Annotated in this window: 12 protein-coding genes; 9 read left to right on the top strand and 3 right to left on the bottom strand. The window is 73.3% G+C overall.

All coding sequences use genetic code 11. The annotated features are described in order from the left end of the window. Positions 1 to 31 precede the first annotated feature (31 nt). Genes ABEE00_RS32945 through ABEE00_RS32935 form a run of 3 tightly spaced genes read right to left on the bottom strand, consistent with a single transcriptional unit; the run spans position 32 to position 11,417 of the window. Positions 32 to 1,213, bottom strand: a complete 1,182-nt coding sequence (locus tag ABEE00_RS32945; protein ID WP_345749451.1) for a Gfo/Idh/MocA family oxidoreductase — start codon at positions 1,211 to 1,213, stop codon at positions 32 to 34. Then, positions 1,210 to 6,807 carry an amino acid adenylation domain-containing protein gene (locus ABEE00_RS32940; RefSeq protein ID WP_345749450.1) on the bottom strand — a complete coding sequence of 1,866 codons (5,598 nt, stop codon included), beginning with the start codon at positions 6,805 to 6,807 and terminating at the stop codon, positions 1,210 to 1,212. Before ABEE00_RS32940 ends, ABEE00_RS32945 begins: the two co-directional genes overlap by 4 nt. Next, a complete protein-coding gene (locus tag ABEE00_RS32935) occupies positions 6,804 to 11,417 on the bottom strand; it encodes an amino acid adenylation domain-containing protein (RefSeq protein ID WP_345749449.1) in 4,614 nt (1,537 codons plus the stop codon). Before ABEE00_RS32935 ends, ABEE00_RS32940 begins: the two co-directional genes overlap by 4 nt. Positions 11,418 to 11,919: 502 nt before the next feature. On the opposite strand from ABEE00_RS32935, the gene ABEE00_RS32930 reads away from it, so the two are divergent. The 9 genes from ABEE00_RS32930 to ABEE00_RS32890 all read left to right on the top strand — a co-directional run bounded on the left by ABEE00_RS32930 (position 11,920) and on the right by ABEE00_RS32890 (position 21,165). After that, positions 11,920 to 13,554, top strand: coding sequence for a (2,3-dihydroxybenzoyl)adenylate synthase (locus tag ABEE00_RS32930; protein WP_345749448.1), 1,635 nt, complete (start codon positions 11,920 to 11,922; stop codon positions 13,552 to 13,554). 351 nt (positions 13,555 to 13,905) lie between these two features. Beyond that, positions 13,906 to 15,219 (top strand): MFS transporter, encoded by a 1,314-nt coding sequence (locus ABEE00_RS32925; protein ID WP_345749447.1) that lies wholly within the window; start codon positions 13,906 to 13,908, stop codon positions 15,217 to 15,219. A gap of 207 nt (positions 15,220 to 15,426) precedes the next feature. Then, the gene (locus tag ABEE00_RS32920; RefSeq protein WP_345749446.1) at positions 15,427 to 16,032 is read left to right on the top strand and encodes a response regulator transcription factor; all 606 of its coding nucleotides are present in this window, start codon (positions 15,427 to 15,429) and stop codon (positions 16,030 to 16,032) included. Between the two features lie 295 nt (positions 16,033 to 16,327). Further along, a complete protein-coding gene (locus ABEE00_RS32915; RefSeq protein ID WP_345749445.1) occupies positions 16,328 to 17,299 on the top strand; it encodes a hypothetical protein in 972 nt (323 codons plus the stop codon). Positions 17,300 to 17,336: 37 nt separating this feature from the next. Beyond that, on the top strand, positions 17,337 to 18,215 hold the full coding sequence (locus ABEE00_RS32910; RefSeq protein WP_345749444.1) for a diiron oxygenase: 879 nt from the start codon (positions 17,337 to 17,339) through the stop codon (positions 18,213 to 18,215). Next, positions 18,212 to 18,460: an acyl carrier protein gene (locus ABEE00_RS32905; protein WP_345749443.1), complete on the top strand. Its 249-nt coding sequence runs from the start codon at positions 18,212 to 18,214 to the stop codon at positions 18,458 to 18,460. Before ABEE00_RS32910 ends, ABEE00_RS32905 begins: the two co-directional genes overlap by 4 nt. Continuing rightward, positions 18,457 to 19,284 (top strand): class-II aminoacyl-tRNA synthetase family protein, encoded by an 828-nt coding sequence (locus ABEE00_RS32900; protein WP_345749442.1) that lies wholly within the window; start codon positions 18,457 to 18,459, stop codon positions 19,282 to 19,284. Before ABEE00_RS32905 ends, ABEE00_RS32900 begins: the two co-directional genes overlap by 4 nt. Then, the gene (locus ABEE00_RS32895; RefSeq protein ID WP_345749441.1) at positions 19,284 to 20,303 is read left to right on the top strand and encodes an NAD(P)H-dependent flavin oxidoreductase; all 1,020 of its coding nucleotides are present in this window, start codon (positions 19,284 to 19,286) and stop codon (positions 20,301 to 20,303) included. The genes ABEE00_RS32900 and ABEE00_RS32895 overlap by 1 nt, the downstream gene beginning before the upstream one ends. Continuing rightward, the gene (locus ABEE00_RS32890; protein WP_345749440.1) at positions 20,290 to 21,165 is read left to right on the top strand and encodes an alpha/beta fold hydrolase; all 876 of its coding nucleotides are present in this window, start codon (positions 20,290 to 20,292) and stop codon (positions 21,163 to 21,165) included. The genes ABEE00_RS32895 and ABEE00_RS32890 overlap by 14 nt, the downstream gene beginning before the upstream one ends. Positions 21,166 to 21,175 lie beyond the last annotated feature (10 nt).

The following is a 21,175-nucleotide window of genomic DNA, read 5'->3' as shown; positions in this document are numbered from 1 at the left end:
GCTCGGCGCCGGCGGTTCAGCGAACGGTGGCTCAGCGCAGCGCTGCTGACGCGGCGTCAGGAGGCAGCAGGTCGGCGGCGCGCAGCGGGGCGCCGGGCCGGGGCGCGGACGCCTCGGGGTAGCCCAGCGACTCGGTGAGTTCCTGCCATGCCCGGGCCACCGTCAGATGCCGCTGGGCGCCGGCGAGCGGGTCGCCGCCCGCCGCGATGCGCGCGCTCAGCTCGTCCAGGGCGTGCAGCACGCCCTCGGGCCACACCCGCGTCAACACCTCCTGCCAGGAGGGACCTTCGGCGGGGCCGAGCACTTCGGCACCGTTGTCCGCAGGGGCGTTGCTGTCCGCCGAGTCGTTGCCCTCCGGACCGCTGTGGGCTGGGCCTCCGTCGCCCGTGCCGCCGTCCGCCCACTCCCCCGCGACGCGGAACCGGCCCTCCGCGTCGGCCGCCGTCCGCAGCACCGGGCTCCAGACGACCGGGCCGTGGGTGCTGACCAGCGTCAGGTTTCCCGCCTCGGTGCCCACCGTGACGCGGTGCAGGAAGAGGCTGCTGCTGTCGTCGCCGGGCTCCATCCGGTTCTCCACCCGCAGACTCAGCGGCACCCCGGCGACCGTGGCCTCCACGGCGGTCAGCGGGCGGCCCGCCGTGCCGGGATCCGCCTTCTCCGGCGCGCTCAGCGACCACGGCCGCACCCCGCCGAAGACCTCCGCGAGGATGTCCAGCAGGTCGAAGGAGACCTGCACCGCGCACATCGCGTCCACGAACACCGGAGTGCGCAGCTCCACCAGGCGCCGGGCCGCGGCGATGAAGCGGCGCACCGGTTCCAGGTGCGGGTAGAACGTGTTGAGCAGGTACTGCGTGCCGGTGCCGCGCGCCGTGCGCAGGCAGTCCGCCAACTCGGCCGGGAGCAGGGGGTGTTCCTGGAGCACGTGCACCCCGCGTTCCATCAGCTCGCGCGCCAGCTCGACGCCAGGACCGCCGCCGGCCGCGCCCGAGACGGCCACGCAGGCCACGTCCACCCCGTCGGGGAGGTCGGCCACCGAGCGGTAGAGCGGTACGCCGTACTCCTCGGCCAGCGCGCGCGAGCGGTCGCTGCCGCGCGCCACGATGCCGACCAGGCGGTACCGCTCCGGGCGGCGGGCCAGCGCCGAGAGGTAGATCTGCCCGAACCGGGTCCCGCACACCACCACGCGCAGCGGCGCCCCGACCGCCCCGCTCATCGGGCCTCCTCCGCGCGCTCGGTGAGGGCCGCCGCTGCGGATGCCACGTGCGGCTCCTGGATGCAGGTGAAGTGGTCGCCGGGGATGTCGAGCACGGTGAGCTCCCCCAGGCACATGTCCCGCCAGAAGCGCGTCATGTCGTCCTGGAAGCCGGGGATGAAGTGGGTCGGCTCCAGCGGGCGCAGGAACGTGATGTCCCCCGCGTACGGCAGCGGTTCATAGTGCGTGACCGCCTGCACGGTGCGCTCGAAGACCCGGTGCAGCGCCGACACCTGACCCGCGTCGCCGAGCCCCGCCTCGGTGCGCGCCAAGGCCTCGTACAGCCCGTCCCTGCGCTCGCCCGGGGGCCGTTCGCCCAGCAGTCGGAAGCGTTCGGCGACGGCCGCCAGGCGCTCGTCCCCCTCCAGCCGCGCGAAGGCGCCGGGCTCCAGCGACTTCGGCGAGCGCTCCAGGGCGGCGGCCATCGCGTGCCCCATCGCGGCCTCGTCCGCCGGCCAGCCCAGGGCCTCCAGGTCGGCGCCCATGACCCGCGCGAAGGCGTAGTCGACCATGAGCTCGTCGCGCAGCCGGTACGGGATCCGGTAGCTGGAGACGACGCTGAGCCGGTGCACCCGCGCCCCGCCCTCGCCCAGCGCGCGGGCGAGTTCGGCGGCGATGAGGCCGCCCGAGCAGTAGCCCACCACCTCGACCTCGCGGTGCCCCGCTGCCAGCACCTCGCGCGCGTACCGCGCCGCCAGGTCCTCCACCAGCCGCTCGGCCGGGAGGTCGAGATAGCGCTCGCTGTCCGCCACCGCGAGCCCCACCAGGGGCCCCTGCGCCGCGAGCCGGGAGATCAGCGGGCGGTACGGGGCGAGGGTGCCCAGCCCCTCGTGCACGAGCAGCCGCACCGGTCCGGAGTCCGGGCCTGAGTCCGAGCCCGAGCCGCCGAGGTCGACCAGCGCCGAACCCCGTTCGGAGACCGCGAGCCGGCCCTTCGCCCCCTGCTCTCCCGTCGCCGCGCCCTCCGCGCCGCCGCCCTCGGTCAGCCGCGCGGCCAGCCCCGCGACCGTCGGGGTGTGCAAGAGCGCGCGGAGCAGCACGTCGAAGGTGACGGCGCCGGCCTCGGGAACGCTCTCGCGGGCGCGCCCCACCAGGCGCGCGGCCAGCAGCGAGTCGCCGCCCGCCTCGAAGAACCCGTCCTCGCGCGCGGGGAGTTCGCCGCCCAGGAGCTCGGCCCACAGCTCGGCCAGCCGCTGTTCGAGGCCGGGGCGCGGCGGCTCGGCCTCGCGGCCCGCCGCGCGCTCGCCGCGCCGCGGCACCCAGCCGAGCAGCCGCTTGCGGTCGACCTTGCCGTTGGAGGTCAGCGGCAGCGCGTCGATGACCTGGACGTGCGCGGGAACCATGTGCCCCGGCAGCCGTCCGGCCGCCCACCGGGTGACCTCTCCGTCGTCCAGCGCGGCACGGTCCTGCTTGAACGAGGCGGCCAGCACGCCCTGCCCCAGCGCCGCGAAGGGGTCGTCGGCGCCCGGCAGGCTCAGCACCTCGTGGGCGCCCGCCGCGGTGAGCAGATCCCGCCACTGCTCCTCGTGGACGAAGAGGGTGCCCAAGTCCCCTCGCAGGTCGGCTGGTTCCTCCATCATGAACGCCTGGGTGGCGGTGATCTCCGGGTGTTCGCGGACCATCTCCAGCAGGCACAGCCACCCCTGCGGCGCGAGGAGCGTCCGCAGCCGGTCGAGGACCTGCGCGGTGTCCCGCGCGTTGTTCAGGGCGCCGGCACTGACCACGACGTCGAAGGAGTTCGGCAGGTAGCCCTGCTCGCGCGGGTCGCGGTTCATGTCGTACAGGCCGAAGCGCACCCCGGGCCGCGCGCCGAAGCGCTCCTTGGCGTCGGCGAGGAAGTATTCGGAGACGTCGGTGAACAGGTAGTCCACCGGCCGGTCGCCCAGGGCCTCCAGCACAGGCCCCGTGGCAGCGCCGATGCCGCCGCCGACCTCCAGCACCCGTACGGGGCGGTCGAGGACACCGGAGGCGGCACCCCGTACGGCAGCGCCCAGGGTCTCCAGGTGCCGCCGCGCGGCGAGGTTGTCGGCGTACCAGGCTCGCGCGATCTCCTGGCTCCCGCCGGGGAAGAACAGCCGCACCGCCTCCTCCTCGCCGCGCAGCAGCGCGGGCAGCGCCCCGGCGTGCGCGCGGAAGTACCCCAGCAGCGCGGGCGGGCACACCTCCTCGGGCGCGTGCGCCGCGAGCGCGTCCCAGGCTCGCTCCACCTCGGCCCGCGCGGGCCCCGCGACGCCCCGCCACATGCCGGTGCCGGAGTCCCGGCGCACGTGCCCGGCCCGTTCCAGGGCGGTCAGCCAGCGGTGCAGCAGCCCGCGGTGCCGGTCGGCGACCCGCAGCCGGGCCGCCATGTCCTCCTCGGAAAGCCCGTCCGACACCCCCTCGGAGGGCCCTTCTGCCCGCCCCGCGAAGAGGCCCGAAGGGGACACCGCCTCGGCCATCGACAGCAGGAACGCGCGGTCGAGGTGACGCACATAGGCGGCGACCTCCTCGGCGCCGGGCGCACCGGCCGGGAGCGGGACGGAGAGCGCGGCGGCCGTGACGGCCTCCGCCGCGGGGGAATTCCCCTCCTCCGTACCGCTGCGCACCGCCGGTTCGACGAACGCGACGAGGGAGCGCTCCAGCGCGTCCTCGCCGTCCACCAGCACGGCGCTGGAGCCCACCGCCGGGTGCTCGCCGAGCACGGCGTCGATCTCCCCGAGCTCCACGCGGTGGCCGCGGATCTTGATCTGCTGGTCGGCGCGGCCGAGGAACTCGATCTCGCCGTCCGGCAGATAGCGGCCCAGGTCTCCGGTGCGATACAGCCGCTCCCCGGTGCCGGGGTGGCGCGGGAAGCGCTCGGCGGTGCGCTCCGGGTCGTTCAGATAGCCCTCGGCGAGTCCCGTGCCCGCGATGTAGAGCTCGCCCGCGACCAGTTCGGGGCGGTCGCGCAGCGCGGCGTCCAGCACGTGGAAGCGCTGGTTGGCCAGCGGTACGCCGTACGGGATGCTGCGCCAGTGCGGCGCGATGCGGCGGATGCGGTGGTGGATGGACCAGATGGCCGCCTCGGTGGCGCCGCCCAGGCTCACCACCTCGGTGCCGGGCAGCCGGCGCCCGGCGTGCGCGGGCAGCGCGAGCGGGATCCAGTCGCCGGACAGCAGCGCGAGCCGCAGCCGGTCCAGTGCGCGCGGCTCGGTGTCCAGGTAGTGCAGCAGCATCTGGAACTGGGCCGGCACCGAGTTCCACAGCGTGACCCCGTGACGCTCCGTCAGCTCGGCCCAGTGCGAGGGGTCGCCGCGCCGCACGGGGTCGGGCAGCACCAGGGCCGCGCCCACGGCGGTCGGGCCGAACACGTCGTACACCGACAGGTCGAAGCCCAGCGAGGCGAGACCGAGCACGCGGTCCGAACCGTCAACGGCGAAGCGGCCGTTGATGTCGTGCACGGTGTTCGCGGCGGCCCTGTGGCTGATCATCACGCCCTTGGGCTCGCCGGTCGAACCCGAGGTGTGGATGACGTAGGCCAGGTCCTCGGGCGCTGCCTCCTCCCCCTCGCAGCCCCCGTCGGGCAGCTCGCCCAGCGCGACCGGCTCGGCAGAGGACACGTCCACGGCACGGATGCCGGACGGCAGGCCGTGCGCCGCCTCCGCGCCGGAGAGCACCGCGTGGCGGGCCCCGCAGCCGGTGAGGATGCGGTCCCTGCGCACCTGCGGCTGGCCCGTGTCCACGGGTACGTAAACGCCGCCGGCCAGCAAGGCGCCCAGCACGCCCACCAGTTGCTCGCGGCCCTTGTCCATCAGGACGGCGACGAGGTCACCGCGGCGGCAGCCGCCCTCGCGCAGTGCGCGGGCCACTCCAGCGGCGCGGCCCAGCCACTCGCCGTAGGTCATGGTCCCGGCCGTGTCCAGCACGGCGGTCTCGTACGGGTGCGTGCGCGCATACGCGACCAGCGGCGCGTGCAGCAGGCCGCCGGGCTCGGGCGCCGCGGTGGCGTTGACGGCGGCCCTGCGCTCCCGCTGCCCCTCGGGCAGGCCCAGCGGGTCGGGCTCCGACCACGCGGCGTCCTGCGCGCTGAGCCTGGTCAGCAGGGCGCGGAAGGCGGCGAACATCTCGTCCACCAGCCCGTCGGGGAACACCCCTTCGCGCACGTCCCAGTTGACCTCCAGGCCGCCGAACTGGTCGGTGGCCTGGCAGTCGATCCACACCTGCGGCGTCTGGCTGATCCCGTACGCGGGGCGCAGCCCTCCGGCCGCCTCGCCGACGGCGCGGTCCACGACGCCGATGCCGCCGGTGAACACCACCGGCATCAGGGCCGCACGGCGACCGCGGCGCCGGGCGAGCTCGCGCAGCACCTCGACCCCGCCGCACAGCCGGTGGTCCAGGTCCTCGAACAGCCGCTCCCCCAGGCCGCGGGCCCGCTCGGCGAAGGAGGCCCGCGCCGTCTGGTCGACGGCGAGGAGGCTCACCGAGGTGAAGTCCCCGAGCAGCCGGTCCACATGGGGGTGCAGGGGCATGCGGTTGAGCACGGTCAGGCCCATGCAGAAGCGCTCGTTCGCGCTCCAGCGCCCGATGGCCTCGGCGTACGCGGCGAGCACCGCGTTGGCCGGGGTGATGCCCTGGCCCGCGGCGCGCTTGCGCAGCGCCTGCCACTCCCGCTCGCTCAATCCGGCGGACAGGCGGCGGAAGCGGGGCGGCACGTCCGCCGGGTCGTGCCCCTCGGCGAGGGGCAGCGCGGGGGCGGCCGGCAGGTCGTCGACGCGGTCCCACCAGTAGGCGCGGTCGCGCGCATAACGCTCGGTCCCGCGCAGCCGCCGTTCGGCCGCCACGTAGTCGCGGAAGCTGGCCTCGATGGGCGGCAGTTCGCATCCGGGCTGCTCATAGCGCTGCTCCAGCTCCGCGAGCAGCAGTTGGATGCTGATCCAGTCGAGCACCATGAAGTCCATCGACAGGTGCAGCAGGCTGTGCCCGTCCGAGCGCGTCAACCGCAGCTCGTACAGCGGCCGTTCGCCCGCCGGGTGCACCCGGTGCGACAGCTCCTCGCGTACGGCGGCGAGCCCGCGTTCCACGTCGTCCGGGTCGGCCCCGCGCAGGTCGGTGACGGGGATGCGGGTGTCCTCGAGGCGGGGGGCGATGCGCTGGGTGCCGTCCTCGGAGATGACCGAGCGCAGCATCTCGTGGCGCTCCACGAGGCCGTCCCACGCGCGTTGCAGCCGCTCGGGGTCGAGATCGGCGGGGCGGCGGAACTCCAGGTAGATGTGGCAGGACACGCCTCCGTAGTCGAACGCCTCGTCGCGGCCCAGCAGATACGCGGACTGGATGTCGGTCAGCGGGAAGGGCTCGTGGCGCGCCTCAGGCTCGTCCACCCAGCCGCTCCCGTCGCGGGACCCGCCCTCCCCGGGGCGGCCCCCGGCCCCCTCCATGTCCGGCAGTGCGGACAGCAGTTCCTCCTTGGCGGCGCGCAGTGCCGCCAGGCGCTCGTCCGTCATCGCGCCCTTCGGCGCGCGGAAGCGCAGCCGTCCGCCCTCGCGCCAGACGCGGATGCCCGCGCTCTCGAACTCCCCCAGCAATTCCGTGCCGCTCACAGCACGCCCTCCTCGAATTCCGCGTCGGCGGCCCCGGCCCCCGCGCTCCCGTCGCGGTCCGCCGACCGCAGTCCCCCGATCAGCGCGCTCAGACCGGCGACGGTCGGCGCGCGCATCACGTCCCGCATGGGCAGTTCGACGCCCAGCTCGGCGTGCACCCGTGTCACCAGGCGCGTGGCGAGCAGGCTGTCGCCGCCCAGCGAGAAGAAGTTCTCCTCGCGGCCCACCGAGGGCAGGCCCAGCAGCTCCGTCCACATCCCGGCGACGGTCTCCTCCAGCGCGCCGCGCGGCGGTTCGGCCTCCTCGCGGCGCCCGCCGGCCAGCGAGGCGAGCACGCCGCGCACGCCGGCGCGGTCGACCTTGCCGTTGGCGCTCAGCGGCAGCGCGGGCAGCGCCACGATCCCCGCGGGAACCATGTGCGCCGGCAGCCGCTCCTCCGCCCAACCGCGCAGCTCCTCCGCGTCCAGCCCCTCGGCGTCGTACGGCCGTCGGGCGGTGACCAGCACCTCACCGGTGTCCTCGGTGCGCACCACCCGCACGTCGGTGAGCCCCGCGGCGGCGCACTCACGCACCCACTCGGGTCCCGTCAGCAGCCAGGGCCCGCCCGGGCGCATCCGGCCCGCCTGCGCCTCCAGGGGCAGGGCGATCAACAGGGCCAGCGGGGACAGCCGTTCGCGCTCCACGAAGTGCAGGCGACCGCCGGGCTTGAGCAGCAGGGCCATGGTCGCGACCGCCGCCTGCGGTGTGGGCATGCGGTGCAGCGCGTTGTTGGCCAGCACCGCGTCGTAGGCGTGCAGGTGCTCGGCCAGGACCCCCGTGGTGCCCTGGCGGACGCCGCGTACCCGGTGGCCCGTCTCCGACAGGCGCGTGTCGGCCGTGGCCAGCAGCGTGCCGGAGGGGGAGAACAGCGTGTAGTCGAGGCTGCCTGGCGCGAGCCCGGACAGCAGCCGCGCGGCGCCGAGCCCGCTGCCGCCGTCCCATTCGGCGACCGCGCCGGCACCCTCTTCGGCCGACCCCCGCAGCGCGTCGGCGATCCGCCCGAGGCACGCGTGCGTGCCCGGCGAGGCGTCGGCCAGTCCCTCGGGAGAGAGCACCGGATCGTCCAGCAGCACCGAGGCGTGGGCCGCGCCGGAGAGCACGGCGGCGAGTACGGGGCCCGCGTGGGCCAGTGCGGTGGCCACCGGTTCCAGATGCGTGCCACGTGCCAGCGCGCGCAGTGCCTCGGCGCGCTCCGGGTGGCGGGCCTCCGGCCAGCGCCTGCCCGGCCGCACGTCCGCGCCCTCGCGCCGCACCACCTCGTGCCGCTCCAGATGCGCCCACCAGGCGTCCAGGACGAGCCGCTGCTCGTCGCAGACCGGCAGGGCCCGCGCGCCGTCGGGGCCCTCGACGGCGGGAGCGAGGAGTTCGGCCAACAGCGTCTCCACGAGGTGGAGTTCGAGCAGGTCGCCGTCCCGCTCCGGACCCTCGTCGCGGGCCTCCCGCGATATCTCGTACCCGGCCTCCGCCTGCTGCGCCGCCGGCCGCTCCACCACCGCCGCGACCAGCTCGCGGCGGTGCTCCCCCACGGTGACCGCGACGGCGGCCGAGACGCCGGGGTGCGACTGCAACCCGGCCTCGATCTCGCCGAGTTCCACCCGGAAGCCGTTGAGCTTCACCTGGTGATCGAGCCGGCCCAGGAACTCCAGATTGCCGTCGGGCCGGTAACGCCCCAGGTCACCGGTGCGGTACCAGCGCTCGCCCGCCACCTCGGGGAAGCGCTCAGCGCTCAGCCCGGGGTCGCCGCGGTAGCCGAGGGCCACGCCGGTGCCGCCGATCCACAGCTCGCCGGGCACCCAGTCGGGGCAGTCGCGCCCGCGGCAGTCCACGACCCGGAACCTCTGGTTGCGCAGGGGCGTTCCGTACGGGATCGACCGCCACCCCTCCGGCACCCCGTCGATCTCGTACGCGTTGGACCAGATCGCGGCCTCGGTCGCGCCGCCCAGGCCCACCAGCCGGCACCGGCCGCCGCTCGCCTCGCGCAGTCGCTCCGGCAGGTCCAGGCCGATCCAGTCGCCGGAGAGCAGGGCCAGCCGCAGCGAGGGCGGCAGCGGGTCGCCGTCCGCCGCGGTGAGCAGCATGTCCATCAGCGCGGGGACGCTGTTCCACACCGTGACCCCGTGCCGGGCGCACAGGGCCAGCCAGCGCTGGGCGTCCTGCCGTTCGGCCTCGTCGATCAGCACCAGGGCCCCGCCCTCGGCGAGCGGGCCGAAGATGTCCCAGACCGACAGGTCGAAGTCCAGCGCGGACACGGCCAGTACGCGGTCGGCGTGCCCGACGCCGAAGCGCTCGTTCACGTCCTCGACGGTGTTGACCGCGGCACGGTGGCTCAGCTCGACGCCCTTGGGCGTGCCGGTCGAACCCGAGGTGAAGATCGTGTACGCGGGGTCCCCCGGCTCCGCGTGCGCGGGCCGCTCCAGGGGCTCCTCGCGCAGGGCCTCGGCGAGGGCCAGCACCTCGTGGTCACCGGCCGCCGACGTCTCCCGCGACACGGGGTCGGCGCCCGTGCCGTCCAACACCAGCCGGGCGCCGCTGAGTTCGAGGATGCGGGCGCGGCGCGCGGCCGGCTGGTCCACGCCGACGGGTACGTACGCGGCGCCGGCGGCGAGCACGCCGAGCACCGCGGCGATCTGCCCGGGCCCCTTGGGCGCGGTGACCACGACCGAGGAACCCCGCCCGATGCCGCGCCGCACCAGCGCGGCGCCGATCCGCAGGGCCTGGTCTGCGAGCTCCGCGTGGGTGAGGCGGGCGCCGTCCTCCCACAACAGGGCGGGGTGGCCCGCCCGTTCGGCGGCCCGCGCGAAGAAGGCGGTGTGCAGGAGGCGGCCGCTCTCCTCGCGGGTGGCGGAGTTGACCTCGGCGCGGCGACATCGCTGGCTCTCGGGCAGCGCGGGCCCGACACCGTCCTGGCCGCCGCCTGCCGCCAGTTCGCCGAGCAGCGCCGCGTACGCGGAGAACATGGCGTCCAGCACGCCGTCGGGGAACAGCTCCTCCACCGCGTCCCACGCGAGGAGCAGGCCGCCGGAACGGGTGCGGTACACCTGATGGTCCAGCCAGACCTGCGGGGTCTGGGACACCATCCAGGACAGCTCGCCGAAGCGCTCGGCGCAGGCGTCGGGGACCAGCGGCGCGTCGAGGTTGCACGCGAAGACGACCGGCGCGGCGCGCGGCGCCTCGGCGTCGGCGCGCACCAGGTCGCGCAGCACCTCGACGCCGGTGTAGGCGGCGTGCCCCACGTCCTGGTGGAGCTGCTTCTGCACCGCCAGCGCGCGCTCGGCGAAGCTGCCGCCGAGGCCCAGGTCGACCTCCAGCAGCACGAGGCTGGTGAAGTCCGCGACGATGCGGCCGATCTGCGGGTCCGCGTCCATGTCCCGGTCGAACAGCGGCAGGTTGAGCAGGAACCTGTCGGTGCCGCTCCACCGCGCGAGCACCTCGGCGAAGGCGGTGGCCACCAGCACCGAGGGGGTGACGCCGACGGCCGCTGCCCGGCCCTGGAGCGTGCTCCACTCCTCGGGGCTCAGCTCGTGGGTGCGCCGCGCGAAGCGGGTCTCCCGTACATCGGCGGGGTCGACGGCCAGCGGCAGGCGCGGGCCGCCCGGCAGCTCGGGTATCCGCCCCTGCCAGTAGGCGCGCGCCGCCTCGCGCTCGCTCGCGCGCGCCGCCGAACGGTCCGCGAGGTACTGCGCGAAGGTGCAGGTCACCTCGGGCACCGAGGCGGGGTCCTCATACAGCGCCGCCAGATCGGCGAGGAGCAGCCTGATGCTGTGCACGTCGGCGACGAGCAGGTCCACGTTCAGGTGCAGCCGCGCACGGGTACCGGCGCCCTCGTCGGGCGAGAGGCTGAGCTGTACGTCCAGCACCTCCCCCGCCGCCACGTCCAGGCGCCGGTGCGAGAGCCGCCCGCGCAGGTCCTCCAGCGCGCGCGTGGCCGCACCGGCCGAGTGGCCGCTGAAGTCGTGGACGGTCAGCCCCGGCCAGGGCGAACGGGGCAGCACCCGCTGCGTGGCGTCCGCCTCGAAGCGGGCCCGCAGCATGGGGTGCAGCTCCATGAGCGCGCGCACGGCGCCCTCCAGCCGGCCCGGGTCGACGTCCGCCGCGTCGATCTCCAGGTACGCGTGGCAGCCGACACCGCCCAGCGGCTGGTCGTCGCCGCGCCCGATCCAGTACGCCTGCTGGACGGAGGTCAGCGCGAAGGGCTCGCCCTCAGCCACGGGCCTGGTCACCGGGTTCTCCCGGACAGGGGCGTGCTCCGGCTCCGCCGTCTCACCGCCCGCGCCGTTCAGGAGCGCGCACCAGGCCGTGAGCCGCGGGTCGGCCGACAGCTCGCGGAAGTCGACCTTCGCGCCGGCCCTGTTGAGCCGGTTGGTGAGGCGCATCAACTGGAGGGACTGCAGGCCGAGTTCGAAGAGGTTGGCCTCGTCGTCCGCCGGACCCAGGTCCCTCCCCAGCAGCCGGGAGACCTCGCGGCGCAGCGCCTCGGGCTCCCCCGCGGGGGCGGCCCCCGCCTCCCCTCGGGGAGCGCCCCCGCGCGCGGTCGCGGCCGCGTTCTGGGGCGACACAATCTCCTGTGACATCCGTCAACTCCGGTTCGTCGGTCTGGTGCTCGCGGCTCTGCGCCCCTCCCCCGCCGGTGGGCCGATTGCAGGAGCGACCGGAAGCCCGGCTCAGACTCACACCGCCGACTGGCCAGAGTCTGGATGCTTTCTGGGGCCCGTACGGGAGGCGGCTCGGGCACGGGCGAGGACTCCGAGAACGGCACGCCGGGCGGCCCCAACCGGCGTGAAACGGCGGGCTCTTCCCGTACGACGGCTCCCCCAAGGCCCCCTTCGTCCCCGCGCGTCCAGCGGCCGCAGAGCCCGTACGGAAACTCGTACGCGCAGGTCGGAGGGCCTTCCCCCGGCGTCAAGAGAGCACGTCCAGAAACTGGCCAGACCCGCGTGCCAGGCTGCTCTGCCGCGGGCCCGGCCCCCACGCGAAAGGGAGCGCGGCGCCCCGCGACACACCGGGGTGCGGGGCCGGGTCCACCGGCCCCCGGCAGGTGAACCCCCTTGCAGACTCCGAGAGTTGGGACCTTCCATGCTTGAAGGCTGTGTGCCGTGGCCCGAATCCTCCGCTCGCGCCTACCGGACCAAGGGCTACTGGACCGATGAACTCCTGGGCACCCTGCCGGCGGGCGCGCGGGAGAAGACGGCGCTGGTCACCGAGGACCGCACGCTGACCTACGGGGAGCTGGACCGCGCCGCGGACCGCCTCGCCGCAGGGCTGCGCGGCCTCGGGCTCGGCGCCGGGGACCGCGTCGTGGTGCAACTGCCCAACGACGTGGAGCTGGTGGTGCTGTGCACCGCGCTCTTCCGCATGGGGGCGCTGCCGGTCTTCTCGCTGCCCGCGCACCGGACCTCGGAGATCACGCACCTGGTCGAGAGCGCCGAGGCGGTCGCCTACGTCTGCGCCGACCAGGTGCTGGACTGCGACTACAGGACCATCGCGAAGGAGGTGCTGGAGAGCACGGAGAGCCTCCGGCACGTCCTGGTGGCCGGCGATCCCGGCCCGTTCACGGCGCTGGCCGACGTGGACGCCGAGCCGGTCGCGCTGCCCGCGCCGGACCCGGGCGAGGTGGCGCTGTTCCTGCTGTCGGGCGGCACCTCGGGGCGGCCGAAGCTGATCCCGCGCACGCACGCCGACTACACGTACCAACTGCGCCAGAGCGCGCGGCTGTGCGGCTTCGGCCCGGACACCCGCTATCTGTGCGCGCTGCCCATGGGGCACAACTTCGCGCTCGCCTGCCCCGGCGTCCTGGGCACGCTCCGCCTGGGCGGCACCGCCGTGCTGGCGCCGGCGCCCACCCCCGAGGCGGCCTTCCCGCTGATCGAGAGCGCCGGGGTGACGGCCACCTCGCTGGTCCCTCCGCTGGTGCCGCTGTGGCTGGAGGCCGCCGAGTGGAACGAGCACGACCTGAGCTCCCTCGGCCTGCTCCAGGTCGGCGGGACCCGGCTCGCGCCCGAGGCGGCGAAGGAGGTCCCGGGCACGCTCGGCTGCACCCTCCAGCAGGTGTACGGAATGGCCGAGGGACTCCTCAACTACACGCGGCTCGACGACCCGGAGAGCGTCGTCTTCCACACCCAGGGCCGCCCCCTGGCGCCGGCCGACGAGGTGCGGGTGATCCGGGAGGACGGCGAGGAGGCGGGGCCAGGCGAGGCCGGCGAGCTGTTCACCCGCGGCCCGTACACGATCCGCGGCTACTACCGGGCCAAGGAGCGCAACCGCACCCAGTTCACCGACGAGGGCTACTACCGCACCGGCGACGTGGTCCGGCGGACGGCCGCCGGCTACTTCGAGGTGGTGGGCCGCATCAACGACGTGGTCAACAGGGGCGGCGAGAAGGTGCCTTCACAGGAGGTCGAGGAGCACCTGCTCGCCGACCCGCGGATCGCCTCCGCCGCGCTGATCGGCCTGCCGCACCCCGACATGGGCGAGCAGACCTGCGCGTGCGTGGTGCCGCAGGACCCCGCGCACCCGCCGACGCTGCTGGAGGTGCAGGCCGGGCTCAGGGACCGCGGCATCGCCCCGTACAAGCTGCCCGACCGGATGGTGACGTTCTCCGAGATGCCGCTGACGGCCGTCGGGAAGATCGACAAGAGGGCGCTCGGCGCACGCCTGACGGGCGCTCAGAACGGCCCGGGGCAGGGCACGGAGGGTCGGGACACGCAATAAATATACGCGTAGACAAAGTCCCGGAGCGTCTGTAGCCTTGCCGCATATCCCGACGCCGCCCCCAGGGGTGACCACGTCATGAGCAGTGCGCGACAGGCCGCGGACGCAGGGGACTTCCGGAGGGGAAGGCCGCACACCGGCCCACCGGTTCCGGGCCCCGGGCACCGACCGGCGCGGCACGAACGGGATCGCCGGAACGGCTGCGCACCCGCACCGACTGTGCGGGCACAGCCACCACCCGGTCCGGCGGCACCCGGCCGCGGTCAGCGCACCGCGGCCGGAGCCCGGCCGGCCTTACTCCTCGACCGCCGCCCCGCCCCCGGGCCGGGCGGCATCCAGAACGGAGCCCTCATGAGCGCTAGTCCCGAGGCCGCTGCGCAGCAGCGGCCGAAACTCGCCAACCAGCGGCCCATCATGCTGGTGTGCCTGGCCGTGTTCGGCCTCATGACCGGACAGCAGATGGTGAACCCGATCCTCGCCCCGCTGGCCCGCGAGCTCGGGTTCAGCGAACTGGCCCTGGGCGTCGTGATGTTCGTCGGCGCCTCGGGCGTGGTCGTGGCCGGCTCCTTCTGGGGGCGCCGCGCCATGGCCTGGGGCCACCGCCCCGTGCTGCTGACCTCCCTGATCGGCGCGACGGTCGGGCTGCTGGCCTTCGCGGTCGTCGCCCAGATCGGGCTGTCCGGAGCGCTGCCGACCGCGGTGGCGTACGCGCTGGTGATCCTCAGCCGCGGCCTCGTCTTCGGCCTCGCCTGGGCCGCGACACCGGTGACCGCGCAGTCCTACGTGGCCGACATGACCACCGGCGAGGCCGAACGCGTACGGGGCATGTCCATCTTCAGCGCGGCGCAGGGCCTCGGCCTCGCGGTCGGCCCCGCCGTCGGCGGACTGCTGAGCATCGGCGGACTGCTGCCCCCGATGTACGTGGCCCCGGCCATCCTCGCCGTCATCGCCGTCCTGGTCGCACTCAAGGTGCCCAAGCCGGAGGCGCACGCGAAGCGTCCGCCGATGTCGAAGGTGAGCCCGTTCGACCGCCGCATGTGGCCGTTCCTGACCATCGGCTTCGGCCTGTACCTCGCGATGACCATCGTGCTCATGACCGTCGGCTTCCTGCTCCAGGACCGGCTGGGCCTGGGCGCCAACGAGACCGGCACGGTGACCGGCATGGTCACGCTGGCAGGGGCCGGCATGATCGTGATCGTCCAGGTCGTGGCGGTGCCGCGGCTCGACTGGACCTCGCTGCGCCTGATGCGGGTCGGCGCGCTGCTGATGACCCTCGGCATGCTGGTGGTCGCCGTCGCGCCGAGCGGCCTGCTCATCGGCGTGGGCGTCGCCCTCCTCGGCGCCGGCCTCGGTTTCGGGATGCCCGGCATCATGTCGGCGCCGAGCCTGCTGGCCACCCCGACCGAACAGGCCAGCGTGGCAGGGCTGGTGAGCGCCACGGTCGCCACCACCTTCATGATCGGCCCGCTGCTGGGCAACGGCCTGTACGAGGTCGGTCAGGCGGCGCCGTACGTGTTCGGCACCGTGATGCTGGCCGCCCTGCTCCTGTTCGCGCTGCTCCACCCCGGGGTGAAGCAGACCGCGGCCGGCTCGGCGGCGGAGGCAGGTCCGGCGGGGGCCCCGGCGGAGGCGCACACCGACTCCGAGCCCTCCGAGGCGCGGTAGGCAATTCACCTGGACTTCCGCGGGGATTCCCCGTTCGGCAGTGGCGCGGCATCACCGCGCCACTGCCGTTCTTTTTCCCGGCCCCGCTGGAAGGCTTTTCACAAATTCTTCGCGGCCTCCCGGTCACCATATTTCGTACGCGTATGCTATGGTCATTCGGCCCAATTGACTTACGACCGCAGCGGTCCCAATCGATGGAGGACCCGAGTGGGCATCGATGTCATGCTTCTCGACTACCTGCATTTGTCCAGGTTCGCGCTCACGGAATTGCTCGAACGGCGCGAGGAGATCACCGTCGCGAGTTCGCTGGACAGTAATCTCGCCGCCCTCGAATTCGCCGAACTGCACCGGCCCGACGTCGCGGTCATCAGCTTCGAGGGCAGGGACAACGAGACGCTCGAAACCGCCGAGAAGATCGCGGCCCTGCCGCGCTGCCGGACCCTGCTGCTGGCCACGGCCTGCACCAGATCGGTCGTCCGCAGGGCCTTCACCGGGGGGATCGACGGCATGGTGCGGCGCAGCGACCCGCCGCGCAGATTCTTCGAGGCCGTGCACCTGGTGCACAGGGGAGAGCGCGCCTTCGACGCCGAGATGACGGTCGCCGCGCTGGTCAACGAGGACTGCCCGCTCACCCTGCGGCAGCTCTCGGTGCTGGAGCACCTCTCGCGCGGCGACACGGTCGCGGAGATCGCCGCGCGGCTGTGCCTCTCGGAGGGGACCGTGCGCAACTACATTTCGCAGATGGTCATGACGCTCGGCGCCCGCAGCAGAATCGACGCGCTGCGCATGGCGCGGGATGCGCAGTGGATCTGATGCGGGCCGGCGGGATTCGGGTGAGCGGACCGAATTCGAGGTGAGCCGGCGCCGCCCGTAAGCCATACCCACCCCCACCCGTAACCGTATCCGCACGCACCGTGCCGGGGCCCCGCGGTCCCGGCACGCATTTGTTTCTCCGGGCCGCACGTGCAAAACGCACGGCGACGAATGTGGAGTGAATCTGTCGCGGTGCGATCTCCGGCTGTTAATGTCCGTATCACCGCTTGAACGGTATTCATCGATGACGCGCGCGCCGGTCATCGGCGCGGACATTGCACGGGGGAGACAGACAGTGCCGCAGCAAGCCGTCGATACGCCCTGGGAGAAAGTGGCGTATTCCATCGAGTTCATCCCCGCCGCCTATGCGAGCAGGACCAGGACGGAATCCACAGCGCGGGACGTGCTCGGCTGCACGGCGGCCGACATCGACAGGCTGGTCGAGGCGGGTCTGCCCTTCGAGGAGCGTTCCGGAGTACGCCACTTCGACATGAACGACCTCTACAACCTCGGCATGTACTCGGGGAAGTCGACGACCCAGCCGGAGCTGGCGTTCCGCATGCTGTTCCGGTTCGCCGGGCGGCCCCTCGACTCCCTGCTGTGCGAGAAGACCTGGGATTTCCGGGTCACCTTGGAATGCGGAGAATGCGACGGCGAGGCCCCGTGGAATTTCGCCGCGCCCGACGCGGCCCGGTTCGGCGGCCGGCTCGAAGAGGTCTCCGAGCCGGTCGCGGGCCGGAGTTCGGCCGAATATTCGGCGCTGGTCACCACGACGGGCGCGCGCACACCGATCGTCTCGCCGGTGCTGCGCGGGCTGGTCCGCGACTATCTGGACGCCGGCTACCGCTGGCAGATGGTCCCCGTCGAGATGCAGGCCGACCACACGCTGGTGCATTCGCTCGGCGCGACGAGCTGCATCGCGGCGAGCCTGTTCCTGGCCGAGCGGTTCCGCGAGGCCGGTTTCCGGGCCGAGGCGAAGCGCGGCTGGTTCTGCGGAGTGCTGGGCGGCGCGCTCGACCTCCCGCACGCGTGCGTCGAGGTCGAGGACGAGGACGGGGAGCTGAGGACCGTCGACATCGCCAAGGCCCAGCTCGCCGCGCGCCTTTCGGCGGACACCGGGGACTTCCAGGACCTGTGCCTCGGTTCCGTCTACAACAAGGTGATCCCGTCCACCGCCTCCGGCAACGCCTCCTTCGGCTCCCACGCATGTGGTTCACGACGGCCTGCCCAGGTGCGCGCGGACATCCGGCCTGTGCGCCGAAGCTGATTTCTTCCAATCACTCCGTTGGGAAGGACGAGTGACAATGGCGGTACGTGAAATCGAGCCGGTCGTGCTGGAGTTGGACCGGCTGGAGAACATGGCCGAGTCCGGTTATTACAACCCCTACACGATGTTCGACTGGCCGGAATCCATCGAGCCCGGCATGCCGTGGATGAGCGAGAGCCTCACCACGCTGGCCGGCACCCCGATGTGGGACGAGCTGACCCGCGAGCAGCAGATCGCGCTGACCCGTTACGAGGCGGTCAATTTCTTCAGCCTCAACATCCACGGCATCCGCGAGCTGATGAGCGAGGTCGTGATGCGGATCCACGAGCGCACCTATGCGGACGTCTCGGAGTTCCTGCACCACTTCATCGGCGAGGAGAACGAGCACATGTGGTTCTTCGCCCAGTTCTGCCTGCGCTACGGGGGCAAGCTCTACCCCGCGCAGCCCACCCTCAAGGCCGACTCGGTGGACCATCTCTCGCCGGTGGCCCGCGAGTTGATCGTGTTCGCGCGCATCCTGATCTTCGAGGAGATCGTGGACCACTACAACGCGCACATGGCGACCGACATGTCGCTGCCGCACATCGCGCGGGAGATCAACCGGGTGCACCACCAGGACGAGAGCCGGCATGTCGCGTTCGGCCGGATGATCTTCACCAACCTGCTGGACCAGGTGGCGAAGCGCGACCCGGACGAGGTCCCCGTGGTCGCCGAATACCTGGAGAACTACCTCCAGTACAGCATCGGCACCCTCTACAACCCGGCCGCCTACCGCGACGCGGGCATCCCCGACGCGCTGGCCCTGCGGCGGCGCGCGCTGGAGCACCCCGCCCGGATCGAGGCGCACGACCAGGTGCTCAAGCGCACGCGGAAGTTCCTCAGCAAGTCCGGCGTGGGCCGGGAGGTCGTCAAGTGAACGGCGAACCGATGCAGGCCGTCAGGGACTTCATCCTGGGCCGCAACCCCCAGCTCGCCCCGCTCTCCGCCGATCTGGACCTGATCGACAGCCGGGCCATCAACTCGCTGGCCTTCGTCGAGTTCATCTTCCTGCTGGAGGAGCTGACCGGCGAGTCCATCGACCCGGAAGAGCTGGACCTGGACGACTTCCGCACCCTCGACGCGCTGGAGGCGCGGTTCTTCGTGAAGGAGGCGGCGCGATGAGCGCGGCGGCCGACAACGGTCTCGGAGTCCTGGACGGCGGCCAGTTGAGGCTGCTGCGGGCGATCGACGCGGTGTTCCTGCGCCTCGCCGGCGAGTGGGGCGCGCCGGAGTTCCGCTACCCGTTCCTGATGCGGTGCGAGGACCTCGACGCCTTCGACTACTACGACAACTTCCCGCACCTGGGCCTCGCCGCGGCCCGGCTGGACCCGCGGCGGGTGGGCGGGCTGCTGAACGAGGCGCGGCGGCCGCTCGGTTCGCTGCCGCCCGAGATCATGGAGCCGACGGCCTTCGCGCTGCCCTCGGCCGCCTGCTACCCGCTCTACGTGGACCTGGCGGGCGCGCGGCTGACCGCCGAGGGGACGCTGCGTACGACGGTCGGCACGTGTTTCCGCAACGAGGAGCACTACGCGGGCCTCCAGCGGCTGCTCGGCTTCTCCATGCGGGAGATCGTGTGCGTGGGGCCCGAGGACACGGCCAAGAAGCACCTGCTGCGCGCCAAGGACGCCGTCACCGACCTGTGCGGCCGGCTCGGCCTGGACTTCCGGCTGGAGGTCGCCACCGACCCGTTCTTCGACAAGAGCGGGGGCAAGGCGAAGATGCAGCGGCTGTTCCCCGTGAAGGAGGAGTTCGTCGTCGACGGGCTGGCCGTCGGCTCGGTGAACTACCACCGCAACTTCTTCGGCGAGCGCTGCGACATCCGCGCGGGCGACGACACCGCGCACACCAGCTGCCTCGCCTTCGGCCTGGAGCGCTGGGTGCACACCCTCACCGCCAGGTTCGGCGGCGCCGAGGCCGCGGTCGCCGCGCTCGAGGGTCTCGGCTGATGCGCACCACGGTGGCGGACGCGCTGGGTGTGGAGGTCGGCCTGCTCCAGTCCGGCATGGGCGGTGTGGCGGGCGCCGGGCTGGCGTGCGCGGTCTCCGAGGCCGGCGCCGCGGGCTGCGTGGGCGGCTACAAGCTGTCCGGCGAGGCGCTCACCGGAGTGCTGGACCGCCTGGTCACCGGCACCGAGCGGCCGGTCGGCGTCAACCTCATCCCCGAGGTGGTCGGCCCCGAGGAGCTGGAGCGCCAGGTGGCGCAGGTGCTCGCGGAGACGCCGGAGCGGGTGTACCTCTCCTTCTTCGGACTGCCCGAGGACGCGCTGCTCCGGCGGGTCTCCGCGGCCGGCCGGCGCCTGGTCGTCCAGGTCGGCACCGTCGAGGACGGGGTGCGCGCGGCGGCACTGGGCGCGCTGGTGGTGGCGCAGGGCACCGAGGCGGGCGGTCATCTGCTCGGCACCTCGGAGCGGGACGCGCTGGTCGCGGCGCTGCGCGCGCGGCTGCCCGGCGCCTGTCTGGCCGCGGCGGGCGGGATCGGCTCGCCCGAGGAGGCCGCCCGCGCCCTGGCGGCGGGGGCCGACGGCGTACTGCTCGGCACGGCCTTCGTGACCGCCCGCGAATCGCGCGCGCACCCGCGCTTCAAGGAGGCGGTGACCGCGGCGCACGAGAAGGACACCGTGATCACCGACGTGTACGAGATCGGCTGGCCGGGCCGCAGGCACCGGGTGCTGGCGACGTCGGTGACCGCCGACCCGGACCAGGCGAAGAACTTCATCGGCCGTACGGAGGTCGAGGGCGCCACCTACCTGGTGCCGCGCTTCAGTTCGGCGGTGCCGACCGAGGCGACCAGCGGGCGGATCGAGGAGATGGCCATGTACTGCGGCCGCTCCTGCGGCGCCCTGACACAGCAGAGCACGGCGGCCCACGTCGTGGCGGAGTTCGCGCGCGTACTGCCGGGCGCCGGACTCCCCCGCGGCGCAGGGCCCCGGAACAGCGAGAGGTTGGAGAGCGATGGCAGCCGGTGAGGCACAGGAGCACCACGATCTGCAGTACCGCGAGGACACCCCGCGGATACGCACCAGGGAGGGCGTCGAGCTCTACTACGAGTCGAGCGGCGAGGGCGTCGCCGTCACCGCCATGAACAACTTCTTCATCAACAGCCCGTTCTGGCGGGAGTACACCGGTGACCTCGCCCAGCGGTACCGGGTCGTCACGTACGACATGTGCAACCACGGCGCCTCCTCGCGGATCGCCCAGGAGCCCACCTGGGAGGAGCACGCGGCCGATGTGATCGGGCTGCTCGACGCGCTGGAGATCGAGTCGACGTACCTGATCGGCACCTCGGCCTCCACCCAGCTCGCCAGGGACGTGGCGCTGGAGTACCCGGACCGCGTGCGCGGGCTGATCCTGGCCGGGCCCGTCCTGAGCCTGCGCGGCATGCGGCGCCACCGGCAGCTCAACCGCGCCTGGCTGCTGACGCTCAAGCACCACGGCATGACCACCCTCTACAGCCACCTCTACCCCGAGGTGATCAGCGGCGACATGAACGAGGAGACCGGCACCCCGGGTTTCCTCGGGCTGCGCGAGAGCTTCCTGTCGATGTCCACGCCCGAGGAGCTGGTCAACGGGCTGACCCTCGTCCAGCAGGGCGAGACCAGCCCCGAGCTGCTGTCCCGGGTGGCCGCGCCGACGCTGATCGTGCTGGGCGACGACGACATCCTGCTCAGCCCGTCGCGCGGGCACGAGCTGGCCGAGCTGTTCCCCCAGGGCCGCTGCGAGATCATGCCGAAGGCCGGCCATGTGCCCTTCCTCGACGATCCCGAGGGCTTCCAGGCGCTGGTCGGCAAGTTCATCGACGAGGCGGAAGCGGCGGCGGCACATGACTGACGTGGCATCC

Source organism: Streptomyces odontomachicola (genome assembly GCF_039605595.1).
GTDB lineage: Bacteria > Actinomycetota > Actinomycetes > Streptomycetales > Streptomycetaceae > Streptomyces.
This window is presented reverse-complemented; position numbering and strand designations above follow the sequence as displayed.

Bases quoted from the DNA above. Each gene is read 5' to 3' on its own strand.
- ABEE00_RS32945 (WP_345749451.1), bottom strand. From the start codon at position 1,213: ATGAGCGGGGCGGTCGGGGCGCCGCTGCGCGTGGTGGTGTGCGGGACC.
- ABEE00_RS32935 (WP_345749449.1), bottom strand. From the start codon at position 11,417: ATGTCACAGGAGATTGTGTCGCCCCAGAACGCGGCCGCGACCGCGCGC.
- ABEE00_RS32930 (WP_345749448.1), top strand. From the start codon at position 11,920: ATGCTTGAAGGCTGTGTGCCGTGGCCCGAATCCTCCGCTCGCGCCTAC.
- ABEE00_RS32925 (WP_345749447.1), top strand. From the start codon at position 13,906: ATGAGCGCTAGTCCCGAGGCCGCTGCGCAGCAGCGGCCGAAACTCGCC.
- ABEE00_RS32910 (WP_345749444.1), top strand. From the start codon at position 17,337: ATGGCGGTACGTGAAATCGAGCCGGTCGTGCTGGAGTTGGACCGGCTG.
- ABEE00_RS32900 (WP_345749442.1), top strand. From the start codon at position 18,457: ATGAGCGCGGCGGCCGACAACGGTCTCGGAGTCCTGGACGGCGGCCAG.
- ABEE00_RS32895 (WP_345749441.1), top strand. From the start codon at position 19,284: ATGCGCACCACGGTGGCGGACGCGCTGGGTGTGGAGGTCGGCCTGCTC.
- ABEE00_RS32890 (WP_345749440.1), top strand. From the start codon at position 20,290: ATGGCAGCCGGTGAGGCACAGGAGCACCACGATCTGCAGTACCGCGAG.